The organism is Terriglobia bacterium, from assembly GCA_020072645.1.
GTDB lineage: Bacteria > Acidobacteriota > Terriglobia > Terriglobales > Acidobacteriaceae > Angelobacter.
Genome location: JAIQGK010000027.1, coordinates 1 through 20,227, shown reverse-complemented (window position 1 = coordinate 20,227; position 20,227 = coordinate 1). Strand labels below are relative to the sequence as shown.

7 protein-coding genes are annotated in these 20,227 nt (G+C 55.5%); 4 read left to right on the top strand and 3 right to left on the bottom strand.

What is annotated here, in order from left to right:
- Positions 1-57 precede the first annotated feature (57 nt).
- Genes LAO76_26255 through LAO76_26240 form a run of 4 tightly spaced genes read left to right on the top strand, consistent with a single transcriptional unit; the run spans position 58 to position 6,056 of the window.
- The gene (locus LAO76_26255) at positions 58-1,413 is read left to right on the top strand and encodes a TolC family protein (protein MBZ5494442.1); all 1,356 of its coding nucleotides are present in this window, start codon (positions 58-60) and stop codon (positions 1,411-1,413) included.
- Positions 1,410-2,525: an efflux RND transporter periplasmic adaptor subunit gene (locus LAO76_26250; protein MBZ5494441.1), complete on the top strand. Its 1,116-nt coding sequence runs from the start codon at positions 1,410-1,412 to the stop codon at positions 2,523-2,525. Before LAO76_26255 ends, LAO76_26250 begins: the two co-directional genes overlap by 4 nt.
- The gene (locus LAO76_26245) at positions 2,525-5,806 is read left to right on the top strand and encodes an efflux RND transporter permease subunit (GenBank protein ID MBZ5494440.1); all 3,282 of its coding nucleotides are present in this window, start codon (positions 2,525-2,527) and stop codon (positions 5,804-5,806) included. Before LAO76_26250 ends, LAO76_26245 begins: the two co-directional genes overlap by 1 nt.
- Before the next feature lie 16 nt (positions 5,807-5,822).
- Positions 5,823-6,056 carry a DUF2892 domain-containing protein gene (locus LAO76_26240; protein MBZ5494439.1) on the top strand — a complete coding sequence of 78 codons (234 nt, stop codon included), beginning with the start codon at positions 5,823-5,825 and terminating at the stop codon, positions 6,054-6,056.
- A 475-nt stretch (positions 6,057-6,531) separates the two neighbouring features.
- On the opposite strand, the gene LAO76_26235 is transcribed toward LAO76_26240, so the two are convergent.
- The 3 genes from LAO76_26235 to LAO76_26225 all read right to left on the bottom strand — a co-directional run bounded on the left by LAO76_26235 (position 6,532) and on the right by LAO76_26225 (position 19,719).
- A complete protein-coding gene (locus tag LAO76_26235) occupies positions 6,532-7,194 on the bottom strand; it encodes a DUF4304 domain-containing protein (GenBank protein ID MBZ5494438.1) in 663 nt (220 codons plus the stop codon).
- Positions 7,195-7,269: 75 nt separating this feature from the next.
- The gene (locus tag LAO76_26230) at positions 7,270-7,605 is read right to left on the bottom strand and encodes a hypothetical protein (GenBank protein MBZ5494437.1); all 336 of its coding nucleotides are present in this window, start codon (positions 7,603-7,605) and stop codon (positions 7,270-7,272) included.
- Positions 7,606-7,626: 21 nt separating this feature from the next.
- On the bottom strand, positions 7,627-19,719 hold the full coding sequence (locus tag LAO76_26225) for an Ig-like domain-containing protein (GenBank protein MBZ5494436.1): 12,093 nt from the start codon (positions 19,717-19,719) through the stop codon (positions 7,627-7,629).
- Positions 19,720-20,227: the final 508 nt, after the last annotated feature.

Here is a 20,227-nt window from a genome sequence, read left to right as displayed (position 1 = left end):
GCAAGAAGTAAGACGGAGCGGAAAGAAAAAGAAAGCACAGCACGGCGGGGCAGGCTCATGAGAAGAAGTTTCATTGTCGCGATGATTGTGTTGGGACTAACGGTGGCGGCCGTCGCTCAACAGGAAGAGCCTTTATCACTGCAGCAGGCCGTTGCCATCGCTCTGGAACGCAATCCACAACACAAGGCAGCCCTGGCTGAGACACATGCCGCCAAAGCTGACGTGAAAGAAGCACAGTCTTTCTTTTTTCCGCGAATTACTTTTTCTGAAGCTGCCATACGCAGCAACGATCCCGTGTACGTGTTCGGGACCAGGCTCCGCCAGTCAAGATTCTCCGCCGCTGATTTTGCGCTCAACCAACTCAACAATCCCAAGCCGATTGGGAATTTCGCAACCCGCTTCGGGGGCCAGTGGAATATTTTTGATTCCTTCTCCACCACTTTCAACGCGCGCAAAGCACGGGAGCTGAAAACTGCGTCCGCGGAGCGGCTGGCAAGGGCAGATCAGATGATTTTGTATCGCGTGATCCAGTCATATTATGGAGTACTCTTTGCTAAGCGGCAGGTCGAACTTGCTGAACACGCCGCCGGCACGGCACAAGCAGTTGCAGATCAAAGCCGCGCCCGCTTTGAAGCTGGCACAACGGTCGAATCGGATTATCTCGTAGCCCAGGTAGATGTTGCCTCCCGCCAGCAGGAACTTGTACGCGCGCGCAACGCACTGGCCTTGGCGGCCGCGGAGCTCGAAGTGGCGATGGGAGTTGTTGCCGATCACAGTTATCGACTGACCTCCGAACTGGCAGAACGCACGCTGCCTGCGGTGTCATTGACCGAATCGGATGCCCTCGCCCTCAAACAGCGCTCTGACTTAAAAGAAGTCACGGCAATCATGAGAGCGAACGATGCCGGGCTTCAGGCGGCGCGGGGCTCCTATGGGCCGCGCATCAATGTGTTCGCCACTTCAGAGTTAAACAACGTTTCTCCTTTCAGCAATGGCAGCAACAACTGGGCGGCTGGCGCTGAATTGCAGTTCGATATTTTCTCCGGCGGCCAAAAGGCAGCTTCGGTGGACCGGGCGCGAGCCAACGTCGAGCGGATGCAGGCCCTGAAGCAGAGCGCAGAAGACGGGATACGTCTTGATGTTCGCCGCTCCTATTACGACTACGACAGCGCACAGCAGATGCTCTCTGTAACAAAAGCAGCGACTACCCAGACGGAGGAAGGCCTGCGAATCGTGACCAATCGCTATCGCGCTGGAATGAACACCATCACAGACGTGCTTCGTGCTGAAGATGCGGCGAGCAATGCGCGCACCAATTATTGGCAAGCCGTCTACCACTACATTGTCAGCTACGCCTCGCTGGAGTTGGCGACAGGCTCACTCAATTCTCAATCGCCGGTGGTGACGCCATGAAATCTGCAAAACTACTTCTAATCGTATTCCTGGCGGTCCCGCTGGGAATTGCCGGATGCAGCGCTGACCGCACGGTTGTGGCCAAAACGCCTGAGACCGCGCGCGGTCTCACCTTAACGCAGGTGCAAGAGCGGCCTACACAGGACCTATTTGAAGTTGTCGGAACGGTGCGCGCCTTACGAACTGCTCCGATTTCGGCGGAGATTATGGGGCGCGTGACGTCGGTCAAAGTCCAAGAAGGCGATAGCGTAAAGCAGGGCGAAACACTCCTTACGATCGAGGATGTGCAGCCGCGAGCAGGGTTGGAACAGGCGCAAGCGGCTATAACCGCTGCCGATCACGAAGTAGCACTGGCAGAATCCGATCTTACTTTGGCCCAGTCCACATTCGCACGTTTGAACAAGCTGCATGAAGAGAAGTCGATCAGTCCGCAAGAGTTTGATGAGATTAAAACACGCGTGCAATCCGCGACGGCCCGGCGCGATTCCGCAGTCGCCGCTCGCGCTCAGGCAGCTGCAGGCTTGCAACAGGCAACTATCTTGCTGGATCGCGCGCGCGTTCGAGCGCCATTCGACGGCGTGGTTACAGAGCGGCGGATCGATCCTGGTGCTCTGGCTTCGCCCGGCTTGCCGCTGCTGACCATAGAGTCAGCGGGGCGTTACCGGCTGGAAGTCAACGTCAACGAAAACGATCTTAAGTATGTGTGGCTCGGAGTGTCTGTTCCTGTTTTGCTCGATGCATATCAGGGAACGCCGATGACCGGCAAAGTAGTACAGATAGTTCCAGCCGCTGATCCCGCAAGCCGTAGCTTTGTCGCCAAACTTGAGTTGCCCGCAAACGCAAGCCTGCGCTCAGGACAGTTTGGCCACGCTGAATTCACGCGTGGACAAAGGAAAGCCATCTTCATTCCGCATACCGCTGTGCTGGAACACGGCCAGCTTCAAAGCGTCTATGCCGTCGATGACAATAATGTTGCTGCTCTTCGGTATGTCACGCTGGGCAAAGCACGGGCAGCAGACATAGAGATTCTGTCTGGACTCAACCCAGGAGAAAAAGTGGTTTCTGATCCTGAGGGACGCGATCTGGCGGGAAAGAGAATTGAGGCGCGGTGATGAATGGTCTTCGCATGGCGGGGCGGATCGCGCTCACCTTCATTGAATCGAAGTTGACGCCGCTTGCCATTACCGCCGCCCTGCTTCTAGGAGCGGCGGCCATCTGGCTCACGCCGCGCGAAGAAGAGCCCCAGATTGTTGTGCCCATGCTGGACGTAATGGTGCAGATGCCCGGGGCTTCTCCGCAGGAGGTGGAGCAGCGCGTCAGCATCCCCATGGAGAAGCTGCTGCGTGAGATTCCGGGCGTTGAATACTTGTATTCGATTTCTCATCCCGGCATGAGCGTGGTGATCGTTCGCTTCTATGTGGGCACCACGGAAGAAGACGCAATCGTCAAGACATACAACAAACTGTATTCGAACTTTGACAGTATTCCGCCGGGGGTGTCGCAACCCATCATTAAGGTCCGCTCCATTGACAACGTTCCCATTCTGGCCCTGACACTCTGGGGATTGAGATCTGGCGCGAAGTACGATCCGTTTCAACTACGCCAGATCGCCGCAGAACTCGAGCACACTATCCAGCAGGTAAATGACGTTTCAGAAACCAACATTATCGGAGGGCAAAGGCGATCCGTTCGCGTGGTCCTGGATACGAGCAAGCTCGCGGGATATGCCTTAACGCCAGGTCAGGTTGTGAGCCAATTGCAGTCTGCAAATTCGCGCGAGAGCGCCGGCAGTTTTGCGCACAATAATCGTGAGTTTCAGGTAGAAGCAGGAAACTTCTTTACCCGCGCGGAAGATTTGCAGCTGGTTGTGGTAGGCGTTCACAGCGGTCGTCCTGTGTACCTGAGAGATGTGGTCCAGAGAATTGAGGATGGTCCGGCCGAGCCGGCAGACTATGTGCTGTTCGGCAATGGCGCAGGCACATCCCACGCGACGCAGGAGTCGGGAAGCGCGCAGACAGGCGGCGAATTTCCTGCTGTAACCATCACCGTGGCCAAGCGCAAAGGCACGAATGCCACCATCGTGGCGCAGGGCGTTCTCAAGCGTTTGGAAGAACTGCGCGGCAACACGATTCCAGCAGACCTGAACCTTACCGTCACGCGCAACTACGGTGAGACGGCCAAAGACAAGTCTGATGAGTTGCTCAAGCACTTGCTGCTGGCCACCTTGTCCGTCACATTGCTGATCGCACTTGCGCTGGGCTGGCGCGAATCTGGAGTCGTTCTTGTCGCGATTCCCGTAACGCTGGCCCTTACGCTCGCCATCTTTTATCTATTTGGGTACACGCTCAACCGCGTTACGCTCTTTGCGCTGATCTTCAGCATTGGCATTCTGGTGGACGACGCCATTGTTGTAGTGGAAAACATTGTGCGTCATTTTCGGCTGCCGGAAAATTTTGGCAGGCCGCTGGCCCGGGTAGCGGTGGAGGCCGTGGATGAAGTCGGCAATCCCACTATTCTTGCCACGTTTACCGTAATCGCCGCGATCTTGCCAATGGCGTTTGTCCGGGGATTGATGGGGCCTTACATGCGACCGATCCCCGTAGGAGCATCGGCGGCGATGCTTTTTTCTCTCGCAGTGGCTTTCATTGTGTCGCCGTGGGCCGCCCTGCGATTGCTGCGCCACTATTCCCACCAAGGCTCTGCCCAGGCGCATGGGACTGAAGGCTGGATGACGCGCCTTTATCGCCGCCTGATGGAGCCGCTACTTGCCAGCGGAAAACGCCGCATGATTTTCTTTATCGGCATTGCCGTGCTGTTGCTGGCCGCCTGCGCTCTTGTGCCGTTCAAACTCGTGCATGTCAAGATGCTGCCTTTTGACAATAAAAGTGAGTTCCAGGTGATTGTGGATATGCCGGACGGTACTACGCTGGAACAAACCACGCGCGTAGCCCAGGATTTGGCGCGCTATCTGGGAAAGCAGCCCGAGGTAGAGAATTATCAGATCTACTCTGGGACCGCGGGTCCATACAACTTCAACGGACTCGTGCGCCATTATTTCCTGCGCGGCCAGCCCAACCAGGCGGATATCCAGGTGAACCTGCTCTCGCGGCATGATCGCAACGCACAGAGTCATGAGATTGCCCGGCGGTTGCGTCCCGGGCTGCAACAAATCGCTCAACAGTTCGGCGCCCGCATTAAGGTGAGCGAGGTCCCGCCAGGCCCACCGGTGTTGCAGACGCTGGTAGCAGAGGTTTATGGGCCCGATCACAACGGCCAAGTGGCACTGGCAGCAAAGATCAAGGACATCTTTCAGCACACGGCTGGAGTAGTGGACGTTGACTGGTACGTGGAAGATCCGCAGCCAAAATACAACATACAGGTAGATCTTGATAAAGCGGCCCTACATGGAGTCTCGGCAGCTGACGTGACGCGCGCTGTTCAGGTGGCCCTGCACGGCGCCGAAGCCGGTCTGCTTCACAGTTCAACCAGCCGGGAAGATATTCCGATTGAGGTCCGTCTTGGGCGCTCAGATCGATCCGGGATTGATGAGCTATCAAACATCAAGCTGAGCACTGCTGCTGGAGGACAAGTTTCGCTCGGGGAGGTAACCCGAGCCACTGAGACAACGATCGACCGCAGCACCTACCGCAAAAACATGCAGCCGGTGGTCTATGTCACAGGAGATTTGGCGGGTGAGGAAGAGAGTCCGGTCTATGCGATCTTCAAAATGAATGAAGCCATTGATCGCCTGAAACTCCCGGACGGATATTCCGTACAGCGGTACAACGCAGTCCAACCGGGATCAACGGAACACTATTCAATGAAATGGGACGGCGAGTGGCACATCACGATTGAAGTGTTTCGCGATCTTGGGCTGGCCTTTGCGGCCGTACTGGTCCTTATATATGTGCTGGTGGTGGGCTGGTTCAAGTCCTTCCGGACTCCGCTTGTCATCATGGCGCCGATCCCTCTCACACTGGTCGGTATTCTTCCGGCGCACGCCATGATGGGAGCTTTTTTTACCGCGACTTCCATGATCGGTTTCATTGCCGGAGCCGGCATTATTGTGCGCAATTCAATCATTCTGGTTGATTTCATTGAGTTGCGCCGCTCGCATGGTGTTCCCTTGGCTCAGGCCGTTGTCGATGCCGGCGCCATACGTTTCCGTCCTATGCTGCTGACGGCGGCGGCGGTTGTGGTGGGCGCGAGCGTGATTCTGTTTGATCCGATATTTCAAGGTCTGGCCATCTCGCTGATGGCCGGTGAAGTGGCTTCTACGTTTCTCTCGCGCATGGCGGTGCCGGTGCTCTACTACCTGAGTGAACGCCGGCACGAACATGCAATTCCACCGCACGTTGATGCGCCGGAGAACGTGGCTGAAACAGTTGCATGACGATGGAGGTATAGCAATGACAGTTGAACGCACTCTCAGATTAATGTCGGGCACATTTGTGTTGATCTCGCTCGCACTTGGCTACTGGGTATCCGCTTATTGGTTCTTGTTCACGGCATTTGTGGGGTTGAACCTGTTCCAGTCCGGGATTACCAACTGGTGTCCCGCAATGGCAATCCTTCGTTGGCTGGGCATGCGTGACGCTGGCGAGCCGCCCAAACAGGTAGGCGCCGAATCACAAGTTGCGTGATGGTGTGACGATAAACCGACAACCCGCGATCAAAAAAACACGCCGACAGAATGATGTTTGCAGGATTTGAAGGGTTATGTAATCTCTGACAGTTGATGGTGCGCAGGGGCCAGATCATGGATGAGTGAAATTGTAACGAGGTAGGGCAGTTGCAACGGACCAGATATCAGCCGAAGCGCCATATCGCGCGTCGTGGTCTGGCGACGGCTTCGTTCAGGGAAGTTGCCGTAGGAGACTAGGGCTAGAAATCGAGCTTCAAACACCGGCAGAAGTGCCGGCCCCACCATTGTACAAACTCACATGCATCGCTCTTCCTGGGCCTCAATCAATTGCACGAGGGGAAGCTCCGTTACGCCTTTTCCTCAGCATCCTCGGGACTCTTCCCATACGGGAACAATTCGTTTTCGACGAAGATATTTTAAGAACTAAGATAGCCGTGAGGCTGGTTCAAACCTCATCCAGCCCTGATTCTAGATTATCGTGCAAGTTCAATAGCCGATTCGATCTTAGGCGCCAAAGTCCCAAAACAACCTGCTTCAAGCGCTTTTTGCAGGTCAGTTGCCGCCAGTTTCTTATCGCCGACTTGCAGCGCAACGAATCCTGTAAGTAAATTGCGCACGGGTGACTGGATTCTCCCAAAACCAAATGCCTTGGCTTCGTCCTCTGAATCCTCACGCAGGATCCGCAAAACTTCACGCAAATCCGAAAAACGCTGAAACCAAGGAAGCGCCTCTTGTGATAGTCCGACCTGCAACTGAGAAGTTATTTCCTCTAGGTGACTACCTACCGTGTCAACAAACCATATGTCTTTTCGATTGCACCCGGGTTGAACAAAAGCTCGGAAAAGAGTCTTCCGGATATGGCAGTGCGCTTCCTCAGGAAGAGGTTCGCCGTTCATCATTTCCAGCGATGCCATCGAAGGGATGAAGCGAAAATAGCATCCGAGTCTCACACTGAAGGAATTCGGCGTGCACTCCAGGCGCTTCGCCAGAGCGCCGCCAAACCATTGGAGCCCGATCACATCGATCCAGAGCGGAAAAAAACGGCGCGCGGTATTTCCGAGGATCCTAAATCCAGCTTCGTTGAGGAACGGGGCTAAACCAGCCCATATATTCTTTTGCACAGCATTCTTATTCACTTCTTCACAATGCCCCTATTGGTTTTTGAACCCCCTTCCCCGTGGGGATAGATAGGGTGATCAACAGCCATGAAATTATCTCAGATATGCTCCTTCTTGTTCGTCGTAAATCCGCCAATCCAGCGCCTTAGCAATTTCCTGGCACCGTTTCAGCGTTTCAGCTTGTGAGCTTTTGAGAAGTGCATAGGGAATATGCACTTGTAAACAGTTCACCTGATTCCCGGGTTCGCCGAAAATACCATTTTCCAGCCACGCCAGATCCATGTCCGCGCTGACATCATCCGTTGCCTGGATCAGGAAATGGTTTTCGCGGTCAGGACGCCACCCGAGTTGAACAAGGTGCTTTGTAAGCTCGGTTTTTTCCACAAAAGCGCCGGGAACGCGGCTAAACAATGAAATGTCGTAGCTCATTGAACTCCAGCGGAAATGATTTTATTTAACCAACAACCGGACAATTTGCCCTCCAGTGCTCTCAACAGCATCGATCAGCGGCTGTGAAACGTTCGTGTCTGTACGGCAGAATATGTAGAACCGATAGCCATTCTGCAAAGCATAGGCGACATAATCTCTTAGCTGAGCCGTGTAGCTTAAATTGGCTACAAACTTTGCGTCTGCCATGAACGCCCTCGCCTCATCAATAAAGTCCGGAATCCGGGCAGCGCCGTTCATTATGTAGGTGGTCGTATTCTTAGCTATCTGGAGCGTATCCTCAATAAATTCCTCTGCTTGCTGCCAAGTCGCCACCAGGCCTGGCGATGCTCCCAGCCAGCGGAGTGAAACCGGTCCCAGTTGATATACGGCCACGCCTACAACAGCGCCGATTGCTGCTCCGGTTAATGTCCAGAAAATGAACTTTTGCAGGCTGAATGCGCCCTTATGCAAAAGCGAGTAAAGCCCGCCGCCTGCAAGAGCTCCAATGATCGCTCCTGCAACAGCAAACTCTACCAGATCAAACTTCCCACTAGGATCCACCCGGTTAACGGGATCCATGCTCGCGTAGAGGTATTTGTGAAGGGAGATCGGTTCCGCGGAAATACCTTCATCCGTGTCCATGCTCCAGAATCGCCCGCTTCTCTCGTCATAATAGCGGGCGCGATTGTAATAGATCCCAAGCGCCGGATCGAACTGCTGCCCGGCGAACAGATAAACGTTGGGTGTAGAGCCAATCGAAGAAATGAGATTGCCAAAGGCATCGTAGTCGTATGTGTCTGTGATCGCGCCATCGGAACCGGTCAAGAAGCGCACCGAGCCATGGCCGTCGTAGCCGTAGAAGCTGGTTGTAGGAGTGCCGTTGATAGCTTGGCGCTCATTGATCAGTACCAAGCCATACGAATACGTTCTTACAACAATGCCATTCTGGATCTCATCCAGCACCTGCGCGTAGCCGGTAAGGTTCTGGTCGGCCACCAAGTATTGAGTGGCGATGCCGGCCACGGTCTCGCTTACGCGATTGCCGTCTCCGTCGTAAACCAGATGTACGCCACCGGACTGGACCAGATGATTTTCAAAGTCATATACATTCGATCCGGCACCGGCATTCAGCAGGTTGCCGTTGCTATCGTATGGGTCGGTGGAAATCCGGTCATTAGCGTCGTAATCCAGCAGACCTGTGGCCGGAACCGCGGGCACGGTGGAATTGCGTTGTGTCCGGTTGCCGACAAGGTCATAGGTGTAGCTGATGACGCCATTCTGGTGGGAATCTCCCGCGATCGCTTCGGAAGTAAGCCGGTATAAATCATCATAAGCGTAGTTGACGGTTCGTCCGCTCAACTCAGCCACGGACAGCCGGTTGCCCGCTGCACCCAAAACATAGGCGTAGCTGGCAAGAGGTGTGCCTGGAGTTGGGCATGCAGCGTTAGAAATCGTGCAATTGCTCTGCAGCCGTGTCAAGCGGTTCAGAGCGTCGTATGTGTGATTTGCGAATACTCCGTTGGGGTAGACATAGCTCTGAAGGTTGCCGACATCATCGTAACTGTACGTCGTTGTGCCGGAAGTATCCGCCACTGAAGCCAGACGGTTGAGAGCATCAAAGGTGTAGGTCATTGAAGCCCCGCCGGCATTCGAAGACTTCAAAGATGCAGTATTCCCCGCAGCATCGTAGGTATAAGACAACGTGCCGAATGGCGTCGCCTTGGTCAGCAGGCGGTCACGGCTGTCATACGTGTAGTTGGTAGTACCGGAGCCGTCGCTCATCGAAAGCCGCCGGCCTGTGGGACTGTAAGTAAAACTCACCTGAGTGGAGCCGCATGCCCCTCCCGCGCAAGCGGCGGTAGAGAAGAAGACATCCGCAATCTTTTGCGTTAAGCGGTTCAGACTGTCATACGTGTAGGTAGTGGTGTGACCGTTAAAGTCTTTCCTGGAAATCAGGTTGCCGGCTGCATCATAGGAGTAAGACTCGCTCATGCCCATCGGCAGTGTGCGGCTAATCCTGCGGCCCAGCTGATCATAGACAAATGCAGTGGTATGGTTATTCGCATCCGTCTGCGTGAGCCGGTGACCCAGTTCGTCATAAGAGTACTGTGTTACTTGTCCCAGGGAGTCCGTGACCGAGACAAGCCGGCCTAGCGCATCGTAACCATAACGTGTGATCTTTCCTGCTTGGTCAGTCTTTGATATTTGCCGGCCGGCTGCGTCATAGCCGACCGAGTCCGCGGTCAGATCGGGATGGACGATTTGAACTCGCCGATTGGCGGCGTCATAGACGAACTGCGTGGTGTGATTCAACGCGTCCGTTATCGAAGTTTGATTGTCGGCGGCATCGTACCCGAACTTGGTCAAATGGCCCAGGGCGTCTGTGGTGGAAATATAGCGGCCAGCGTCATCGTAGGATTTCTGGGTCGCATTTCCTGCCGCATCAATAGTCCTGATTGTTCTTCCCACAGCGTCATAGACCGTTTGCGCTGTCGCACCGTCCGGATAGGTCGTCGTGATGAGACGATTGAGAACATCGTAACTGTAGGACGTGACTCGATTTTCTTTATCCGTTGACGTCAGGCGATTGCCATTGGCGTCATAGGTGTTCGTTTCGGTGGTTCCGTCAGGATACGTTGTTTTGACTAATCGACCATTGTTGTCATAGTCAAAATGCGTCTTATGGCCTAAGCCATCAATCGCGTCACTCTGCTGGCCGATTGCGTTGTAGGCGGTCTGTAAGATGGAGCCGTCTGGCCTTGTGGTATTGAGCAGGCGATTAGCGCCGTCATACTCATAACGTGTAAGAAGCGTTTCCCAGGTGCCGTCAGACTTAGTGCGAGTTACTGTCTGGCTTAGTTTGTTGCCGTTGTTGTCATAAGTGAAACTGCTTGCAGTGCCAAGAGCATCAGTCTGCTGCACAACCCGGCCGGCGTTGTAAACAAAGCTGGTGATATTTCCCAGGGGATCTTTAACGGAGAGCGGTGAACCCTGGGCATCGTTGGTATATGTCGTGGTGTTGCCCAGCGGATCCTGGGTCGAAAGCAAATTTCCCTTGGCATCGTATGTGTTGGTGGTGGTGCGGCCCATCGGATCCGTGATCGTTATGGGCTGCTTGCGAGAGTTGTAGGTGATACGAGTGATGTGGCCAAGCGGGTCGGTGACGGTGATTGGGTTTCCGGATGCATCATAAGTAAAGCTGGTCGTTTTGCCGAGCGCATCCGTTCTCGTTAATTGATTGTCATTCGCATCGAATGTCGCTGCCGTAACGTTGCCAAGTGCATCCGTCTTGCGGACCACGTTACCGTCGTCGTCATATTCATAAAGCGTGGCATTGCCCAGGCGGTCTGTTATGGTTTCATGATTTGCAGCAACATCATGCGTGAACGTAGTCGTGTTGCCATTCGCATCAACAGTCGAGATTAAACGTCCAGCATCATCGTAGGTGTTTCGAATAGCCTGGATGCCGCGTGGATCTGTAATGTCGGTTAACAAATGCGTGGGGTCATAGCCGTAGGTAGTGACATTCCCAACCGCATCCGTAAAGCTGGCAAGGTCACCAGCTCCGCTATAAGCATAGTGGACGGCGTTGCCTGCAGGGTCGGTAATCTGTGTGATTCTTCCAAGAGTGTCGCGAGTGAAAGCCACACTAGCTCCAGTGGAGCTGGCAACGCCCGATGCATTGATGGTAAGCGTATTTCCGTTAGGATCAGTGACCGAGGTGGCGCCGAGTTTCTGGTCCAGAATGTAAGTGAAGCCCTCCGCCGTCTTTAGCTGGAACTGGGTGAAATCGGCAAACTCGACCTCGGCGTTGATGAGGTTTACAGGGCCGGGAATTCCGGCGTCGAGCAAGAGATCGGTATCGCCGATCGGCGTGAGCGTGGCTCCCGCTGTTGCCGAGCCTGTGGAAACCTGGGTAAAGCCAATCTGGGGAACGTCAATGGGAACAAACTGCTGGCATTGCGGCGTGCTGACGGCCTGGAATTTATAAACTTTTCCGTCAGGGAACGTGACGCTTACCGTATGGTTCTTGACCGGTTGCAGGCAATAGGTGGGGAAGAAGCCGCTCCATTGCACTTCCTCATCCCATCCGGTGCCAATGGCTCCGCCAGTTTTCTGCACTCGAACGTTTGCCACGCTCAGCGTCCAGCCCACGCCAAAGTCGCCAACCCGTTTGTCGCGCGAATCATAGGTCCGAGTGACGGTAATTGGCAGTCCAGGCAGGGGTACGCTGAGATCGTTAAAGGAGAGAGTGAAATTGCCGACTTTCGTATTGCGGCTCACATCCACTGTGCTGCTGGTGGAAGAGGTCTGTCCTGCATTGTCTGTCGAGCTGAACCGGACGACATATTGGCCGTTCAGAAGCACAGTAGGATCGAAAGTTCCAAGCGTGGCATTGCTCACAGGAGCGACGCCGGACGCAAAGATAGTAAATGTAGTTGGATTTCCGGCGCCGTCAAGCAATGAGTACTCAAGCTTCCATGAGCCGGTGGTCACAGAGCCGATGATCGGCGTGGGCTTGGTGATTTCCTGGCCATCAGTAAACCCAGTGAAGCTCACAGACGGAGGCGTTGGCGGCGGGACAAAGGCATTGGCGACGGTGACGGTCACTTGTGCCGTTGTTTGCAGTTGGGAATCACTAGCGCTTAGTTGCAAGACATACACGCCGGCAACGCTGAACGTCGCTTGCGTAACCACGGAGCTCGGATTGCTAAAGGAGACACTGGCAGGACCGCTGATCTCACTCCAACTCACCAGCAGCGTGCTGCCGGTGGGCAGGCCATCGTCTGCGGCATATCCGTTTAGCGTGAGGGTATTCTGAGGCAGCTGGATAGACTGGCTTGGGCCAGCGCTAACGGTTGGAGGCTGGTTCCCTCCGGAAGTCGTCACCGTGATTGTGATTGTGGCTTCACTGGAGAGTTGTCCGTCATTGGCGGTGAGCTTAATCACGTACACGCCCGCCGCCGGGAATGCAACTTTTACTGAAGTGGATGTGACCTGGGCGATGTTGACGGCTGCTGGGCCGCTGATCTGCGACCATTGGGTAGCAATGGTTCCATTCGGCAGCCCATCGTCATTAATTACGCCGTTCAACGTGACTGTATTTGTAGGCAGCGTTATGGACGTATGGTCAGCAATGATCGCCACCGTGGGAGCCTGATTGGTGCCGACAGAATTGACGGTGATCGAAATGGTGGCGGAGCCGGTCAATTCTGAATCGGAAGCCGCCAGTTGCAATACATAGGTTCCCGCAGCGGGGAATCCTATCTGCGTGCTGCCGCTCGCCGGAGAACTGAAAGTAACAGGCAGCGGCCCGCTGACCTGCGACCATGCAGTGGTGATGGGAGCGCCGAGAGGCAAGCCGTCATCTGAAATCTTGCCCGACAATGTGACAACGTTGCTCGGCAAAGTAATGAGCGTCTGGCTGGCGACGATGTTTACCGTGGGCGCCTGGTTGGGCGCAGGCGGATTAACCGTGATTGTGACATTCACAGACGAAGTAAGCTGCGAATCGGAAGCGCTCAGCTTCAGAACATACGTTCCCGCTGCGGGCAAGGTGATGCTGGTATTTGGGCTGTTGGGATTGCTGAATGTTGCCGCGGCCGGCCCGCTTACCTCGGTCCACTGAATGGAGAGGGTTGAACCAGTGGGGAACCCGTCATCAGTAACGGTTCCTGTTACATGGACAGAGTTTGCGGGTTGCGTAATTACAGTGCTATCCACGCTGATGCTGATGGACGGCGCCAGATTTTGTTGATTGACCGTGATGGTGACATTGGCGGAAGTGGTCAGTACGGAATCCGACGCACTCAGCTTGAAGACATAGCTTCCAGGTTGAGTGAAACTGACCACAGTCGCGAGCTGGTTGGGATTGGCAATTGCAGCCTGCACCGGACCGCTGACTTGCGTCCACGTGGTAGTCAAAGTGCCATTGGGCAGGCCATCGTCCGTGGCCGTGCCGCTCAAAGTTGCCGAATTGGTCGGCAACGTGATGGTCTGATTGGTTCCTGCATTCACCACAGGAGCGGTGTTGGCCGCGCTGTTCCAGGTGACCAGCGTCTGGTTTGAAACCGCGGTCATGCCGGTGATTTGCGCGTTCGCCTGAACGATGTCCGTTCCCGTCCTGAAGCTCTGGTAACTGAACGTCGCTCGGCCCGTGCTATCGCTTACACCCTGGAACTGGATCGTGTTGGCCCCGGCCACGTTGAACAGCACCGGAACGTTAGGAATGATTGCCCCGGACGCATCCGTTAGCAGTGCGGAGAATGTTGCGGTCCCTCCAATGTTCTTTGAAACATTGGTGCCCGGAGTAAGAGTAACGGTCCCGCTGGATGGGACACCGTGGTTCCCACTCAGGCTGGAAGTCATAGTGACCGCCAGTTCTCCTGCACAGCACTCCGAGTAGTCGATTTCATACTGGTACGTGCCGGGGCCGGGGAAATGGACGGTAATGCTATTTGCCACAGGCGCGGTAGCGGTGTTGAAAGCCCCCATCACCGGATAGCCCTGGAACGGCGTAAGGCCGGAAGGCGGCGGGTTGAACAGGCTGCCACTGACGCGCGTCGCGCCATTGTTCACGCCGAAAATGAAGCCGTCATCGCTGAAGAAGTTGAAGGTCACATCTCCGGCTGCGGCAACCGTGTAGCTGCCGGTGAATACAGCCTGGAAATTGAACAGCGCACCAACGCCCGCCTGCAGTCCATTCCCTTGCGCAATGATGCTGCCGGTAAAGTTTCCATTCAGATCGGTAGTTACATCAGTAAACGGCCGCGTGTTCACGCCGATAGAACCTGGCATGCCTGGGACCGTACCGGTGGGCGGATTGAAATTGATTGTGGGGAAGTTCTGGACAAATGCGGGCGTCGCCGTGGGAGGCGTATTGAATGGGCCGGAACCGTTCGAAGCAAAGATTCGCCCGTTGATGGTTGTGGTTGAAATCGGCTGTGCAGGAACTACCCAGTTAATGGTGCTGGTGTTGGAGTTGAGAATCGTGGAACCCGCCGAAACACTGGCGACTATGGAATCCACGCCTGAAGCGGCCCCGGAATAGACGAATTTCGCTTTGCCGGTGCTGTCTGTAGTTGCAGTGCCGGTTGTAGCGTTAGGTCCTGTTACGGTGAACGTAATCACCGCATTCGCAACTGGAGCATTGTTGCCGTCAGTAAAGAATGCCTGAAGCTGCTGTGCAGTTCCAACCACCACCGGCCCCGCGCTGGCGGGCGAAAGCACCAGCGTACCAAGAGGACTGATGCTGGATTGCGTGACCACATTCAATACGTAAGATTGCGTATCAAATTGTCCTGAAGCCTCACGCACTTTTACTGAAACAGTGTGCGGTCCCAGGTCGTTTTGCGTCGGCGTCCAGGTGATGGCGCCGGTCACGCTGTCAATCGACATGCCGGCGGGAGCGGCGGTCAGCATGTAATCCAGCGGATCATTTTCCGGATCCGTGGCCACCACAACGTAGGTATAGGTCGGCAGAGGCGTAGCAGAAGGATCGGTGATGAACTGCGTGATCGGCGAGCTGATGATGTGGGGAGGACCATCGATCAGGCTGCGAACGGTGATCGTGACATCATCGCTGCTGCGGAATTGTGAGTCATCCGCGGTCAGCCGCAAAATGTAAGTGCCGGGAGAATTGAACCGCACGGTCGTATTCAGCGCCGTGGGATCGCCGAAAAGAACTGCGGTGGGACCTGAAACGAAGGCCCAGTTGGTCTTCAAAACGCTGCCCGCAGGCATTCCATCATCTGTGGCGATGCCGGCCAGCGTGACCGTATTGGCCGGCCAGATAATTGTCTGGTCCGGACCCGCGTTAACTACCGGAGGATCATTGAAGGGAAGAACGGTCACCCGCATCTGCGCGCTTCCCGTTAACTGGGAATCTGATGCGGTGAGTCGCAGAAGATAGGTTCCGCTGGCTCCGAATGTGGCGGTGGTACTTGCCGAAGTGGCGTTGCCGAATGTGACTGTGCCTGGTCCCGCGACTTTACTCCACAGGAATGTCAATATGCTGCCGGCAGGCAGTCCATCATCCGAAGCGCTGCCGGTAAGGGAAACCGTGTCCACCGGGAGAGTAACGGTCTGGTCGGGACCAACTTTCACCAGCGGGGGCAGATTCGCGGAAGTTGTGGTGATGGCAACATCAGCGCTGGCCTGCAACTGGGAATCATCCCCGGTGAGGCGGAATACATAAGTTCCAATGGCCGTCAGCAACGCCGTCGAGGTGGGCGAGTGCGGATCGGAAAACGTTGCTAGTGCAGGACCGCTGATCTGAGTCCATGTCGAGATCAGCGTCGCATTCGGCAAGCCGTCATCAGTCACGTGTCCCTGCAGCGGATAGGCATTGGGGAAAGGCACAGTTTGATTCGGCCCCGCATCTACTACCGGCGGCTGGTTCGCCTGCTTCACATTTGTGGTGGCGGATGAACTCAGCGGACCATAACTGTTTGCCGCAGCGTCATGCCATGTCACCACAGCCTGTGCGCTCACCGGACCGCTTGCCTGGCGCAGGGGAACTGGATAGCTCGCTGTGGCAGTAACGCTTCCGGCCGGCGGAATCGGGCCGCTGCCAAAGTTAAGCGTCTGCTGCGTCCCGTTCGGAAGAGTAATTGTCGCGTTGACCGATGAGGCTGGCGCTGAACCGACGTTCGTGAGCGTCGCGGTATAGGTGATGGTTTGGCCGGAAGTTATCTCTGCCGGAGCGGAGAGCGTGATGCTCAGGATCGGCAACTGCTCGGTTAAAGAGAACGGATTGTCAGTCGGCCCGTAGACATTTTGTGCGGGATCGGTCCAGCTCAGGATCGTATTCAGGTTCAGGGAGCTGTTGTTCAGTGCTTGCAGACGGCTGATGTAGTCGGCGTCCGATTCTGCCACTCCCTTGGGCGTAAGTGCGGGCGCCTGATAGTTGGCAGTGGGTGTCGCGCTTTGTCCACCCGGCAAGCTGAAATTCGGAACGTTAATAAAGGTCCCGTCCTGCCGCTGGATGCGCAACGTGACCTGAACTGCATTGCCCGTGCCTGTATTGGAAACGCCAAAACTGAGTTGCGTTTTCTGGTTGGGCAGCAGCGCCTGCGTGGCGGGAACCGTGGTCGAGACGACTGGAATGCGTTGCGTCAACGTGACAAAGGGCTGCTCCACCGGGCCGTATGCGCCGGACAAGGCATCCTGCCACAAGGCACTGAGCACTGCCGCGGGCAGAGTAGTTCCATCATTTGCATGCAGCCGTGCCAGATATGAGTCTGTGGTTTCTGTCGGTGACTTGGCGGCGATTCCCGGCGCGTGCCAGTTCACCGTCCCTACAAACCTGGTTCCAGCGGTCAAGTCCGCCACCAGCGGTGTGGCTGTGGTGGAGTCGGGAAGTGTTAGTGTGGCTGCAATGTGGGTTGCGGTGTTGCTGCCCACGTTTTCCACCGTGACCTGATACGGAAGCGTGCTGCTGGGTGCGATACACGTAGGGCCGGACACGCCGACGGTCAAACGCGGCAGCGTCAACTGGCTGAATGACGAGATATCGAGAGGCGTATACAGCTGGCTGAAAGGATCACTGAAACTGATCTCGCCTTCGGAAGTAAAGAGCCGTCCATCCTGGGCCGCCAGTCGCGATGAATAATCCACGCTGCTTTCCGTGCCCTGACGTGGGCTGATGGCGGGAATGGCAACAGGGAAATTGCCGCTGGCATTGAGGCCGGCAGCAATCGTACCCAGGTTGGCATTGCCGGTGGCTGGCGTGACCTGGTCAAAGTTCTCATTCAGGACTACACCCGTCGCGTCAGTCGTGCCCTGATTGGCAATGCTGTAGTTGACCGAAATATTTTCGGCTGGCAGCACAAGGCTCTTCTGCTGCTGAGACGCGGCAAGAACTGCCGGTCGGGGGAAAATTCCTGCGCAGTCGCCATTGACGGCTGCGACCGTGCCATAGCCATCCTGTCCCGGTACCGCTCCGTAGGGCGGAGTGTGGTCCACCTGAAGAACGGCCCCGCAAGCTATGTTCCCGAAAACCGTGTCCCCGGATTTGTCGATCACCGTGGAAACCACCACCTCAATGTAAGAAGGCAGTACCTGGTCCGGAGGAAAGCTTTGGCCGGGCTTGACTTGCCAGCATGCCATGTCGAGCGTGGCGAGCGAGGCATTGGCTTCACACGAGGTGAACGAGGCCACTGATCCAGACCAGCCTTTGAACGACGGATTAGCGCCGAAATATAAGCCGTTGATGACCTGGCTCTCCCATTGCGAGCCCCAGAAGTTCACTCGCTGGCCGATTCGCAGCCCTCCGCTGTTGCCTCCCCAGATTACAAATGGCATGGGCTGATAAATCTGTATGGGAACGGCACGGCTGCTGGGTTGATAGCTGGCATCGCCGGCAAAGTTGATCTGTAATTGGCCCGCTCCGGTTGGCAGCGCCGTGGCAAAATTCAAGATGGCCGAGGCAGCGCCGTTTGCGTTCGTGACCGCGGATGCGCTGACGCCGTTGATGGTGAAGGTGACGGTCCGCCCTGCCACCGCTTTCTGTCCCAGTCCATCAGTCAGCACCGCGGAGACAGTCTGCTGACCCAATGCCGTGATCAGACTTGCTCCGGTATAGCGCAGCAGCGTGGCTGCGGGAACAACATTGACCGTGGTGCTTAATTGTGCAGCCTGAAAATTTGCGTCGCCGCTGTAGCTGATCGATACCGCCGAAGCTCCTGCTGGAAGCCCCGATGCACTCACCGTGGCTGTGCCGTTGACATCCGTGTTCGCAAGCAGGGTCTGTCCAGCAAATACAAACGAAAGTTGGCGCCCGCTGAGCGGATTGCCTGTTCCATCCGTCAGCAGGGCGGCAAGGCGCAGAATGCCGCCGAAGGCAATGCTGTTCTGTCCCACATAGATCAGCCGGCTGGCAGCCGCGTTGGGAGCAGCGGGCGCAACACAAACATCGGCTGAGGCCCAGGTAGTGGATGCCTGCTGTGATTGCATTACTCCATTGCTGGCGTTTTTGACTGCAGCCGTAATCAGGTCTGTGCCTTGCAATGTGCCGCTATAAGCAATGCTGGCGCTGCCGCTTGCGTCGGTGGTTCCGCTAAATGTTTTGCCCGCATTCGGGCCGTTCAGTACGCTCAACGTAACGGGCGCGTTCGCCAGCGGCAGATTGCCCGCATCTTCTACCTGGACCGTGAGTGTGTCCTGGGTTCCCACTGCATGCGGCGCGCCATCACTGATCAATTGAATCGAACCGGCTGGATTTTCCGGACCTGCCGTCCCAATGGACCGCCACTGCAAGGATTGGTTTCCGCGGCAGCTTGAATCGAAGCCACCGGTATCAAGTACGTGCGCCGTGTCAGGATAATCGGTGCTGGTTCCAGCAACCGTGATCGTGATCTTGGGAATGCGGGTTTCATCTGGCGCCAACGGCAGGCCGCAGCCCACGATCGATGACGCGCTGGTATTAAAGTTTCCATCCTGCGTCTGCGTCAGGATCGTCGAACCGCCAGCGGGAACCACAACGTTCTGCCAGAGCTGGAACACCGGACCCGGCCGGCCAAGATCAACCTTTACGCTATCCACCGTGGCCGGCGAGCTGCCCGGATTGTCGAGACGGATCGCACCTGCGTGATATACGGTTCCGCTGCCGACAAAATTCACCAGCGGATTAGCCTCGTTCCAGGGCTCGGGAAAATTGGCGGAAGGCGAGCTGTTATCGGCAAAGCCTACTGAAACTTCCAACGGAGAATCCTGCGCCTGCAAGGGCAGAGCAAACAGCCCACCGCTAAACGCGTTCAAGAAAAAATCAGAGCCCTGGCCGCCAAGGTTGCCGGGAAGAGCGGGAGGATGAAGGGCCGCAACCATTGGATTGGTGGCATGGCGCGGCAATGTAACGGCTTTTGCTATTGCCGAGCGGGTAGTCATTGCCGGGTTTGGTCGAGGCTGCGTCGGGTCCGTTATTGGCTTGGTGATGGAGTTGTCATCTAACGAATGCACCCATTCTGCGCGAGGCTGGTCCGTCGCATAGACCGGCAGTGAACTCATGACCATCGTCCAGGCCAGAAGCACACTCATCAACTGCGAGAGAATACCATTGCGATGAAAATAGCCAGCAGCTTTGCGCGTTGCAGCCGGAGCATGGGATTGCATCATGGAGAAAGTCCTTTCCACAAAACCAAGTCAAATAAAATTTGGGGGAATATCCTTCTCCATGAAGTGACCGGGCAGACACTTCACTAACAGAAAGCAGGAACTCTGGAAAAGTTGATTGTTTTGTAACACTCATCCTTGTGGGAGTTCAAGGAGAAAACCTCTTTTTTAACAAGATATTTTTACTTAGAAAAAAAGTTCATGGCTTTCTTCTCAACGCACATGGCAAATGTGATATGTGAATGAGATCGAATAGGCCGAGCACATCTATCAAAGGACGCACCTGACGTTGCGCGCCATCAATAGCGGCTAACTGTGACATTTCAAGAGGTTGTCCATTCGAGCAAAACCAGAGAAGCTGATTGTGATGAGCAGTCAACTCAAATCTGGAGGCCCGAATGGACATTCATAAGAATGCACGACTTTAGTGCCCCAATCATGGGACCGCTGAAAGAAACATTCACAACTTGTAGGCCTGGAAGAAGCGTGGCTACCGTATAATTATATGCGT

Coding starts and splice junctions, on each gene's coding strand:
- LAO76_26255 (MBZ5494442.1), top strand. CDS start 58: ATGAGAAGAAGTTTCATTGTCGCGATGATTGTGTTGGGACTAACGGTG.
- LAO76_26250 (MBZ5494441.1), top strand. CDS start 1,410: ATGAAATCTGCAAAACTACTTCTAATCGTATTCCTGGCGGTCCCGCTG.
- LAO76_26245 (MBZ5494440.1), top strand. CDS start 2,525: ATGAATGGTCTTCGCATGGCGGGGCGGATCGCGCTCACCTTCATTGAA.
- LAO76_26240 (MBZ5494439.1), top strand. CDS start 5,823: ATGACAGTTGAACGCACTCTCAGATTAATGTCGGGCACATTTGTGTTG.
- LAO76_26230 (MBZ5494437.1), bottom strand. CDS start 7,605: ATGAGCTACGACATTTCATTGTTTAGCCGCGTTCCCGGCGCTTTTGTG.
- LAO76_26225 (MBZ5494436.1), bottom strand. CDS start 19,719: ATGATGCAATCCCATGCTCCGGCTGCAACGCGCAAAGCTGCTGGCTAT.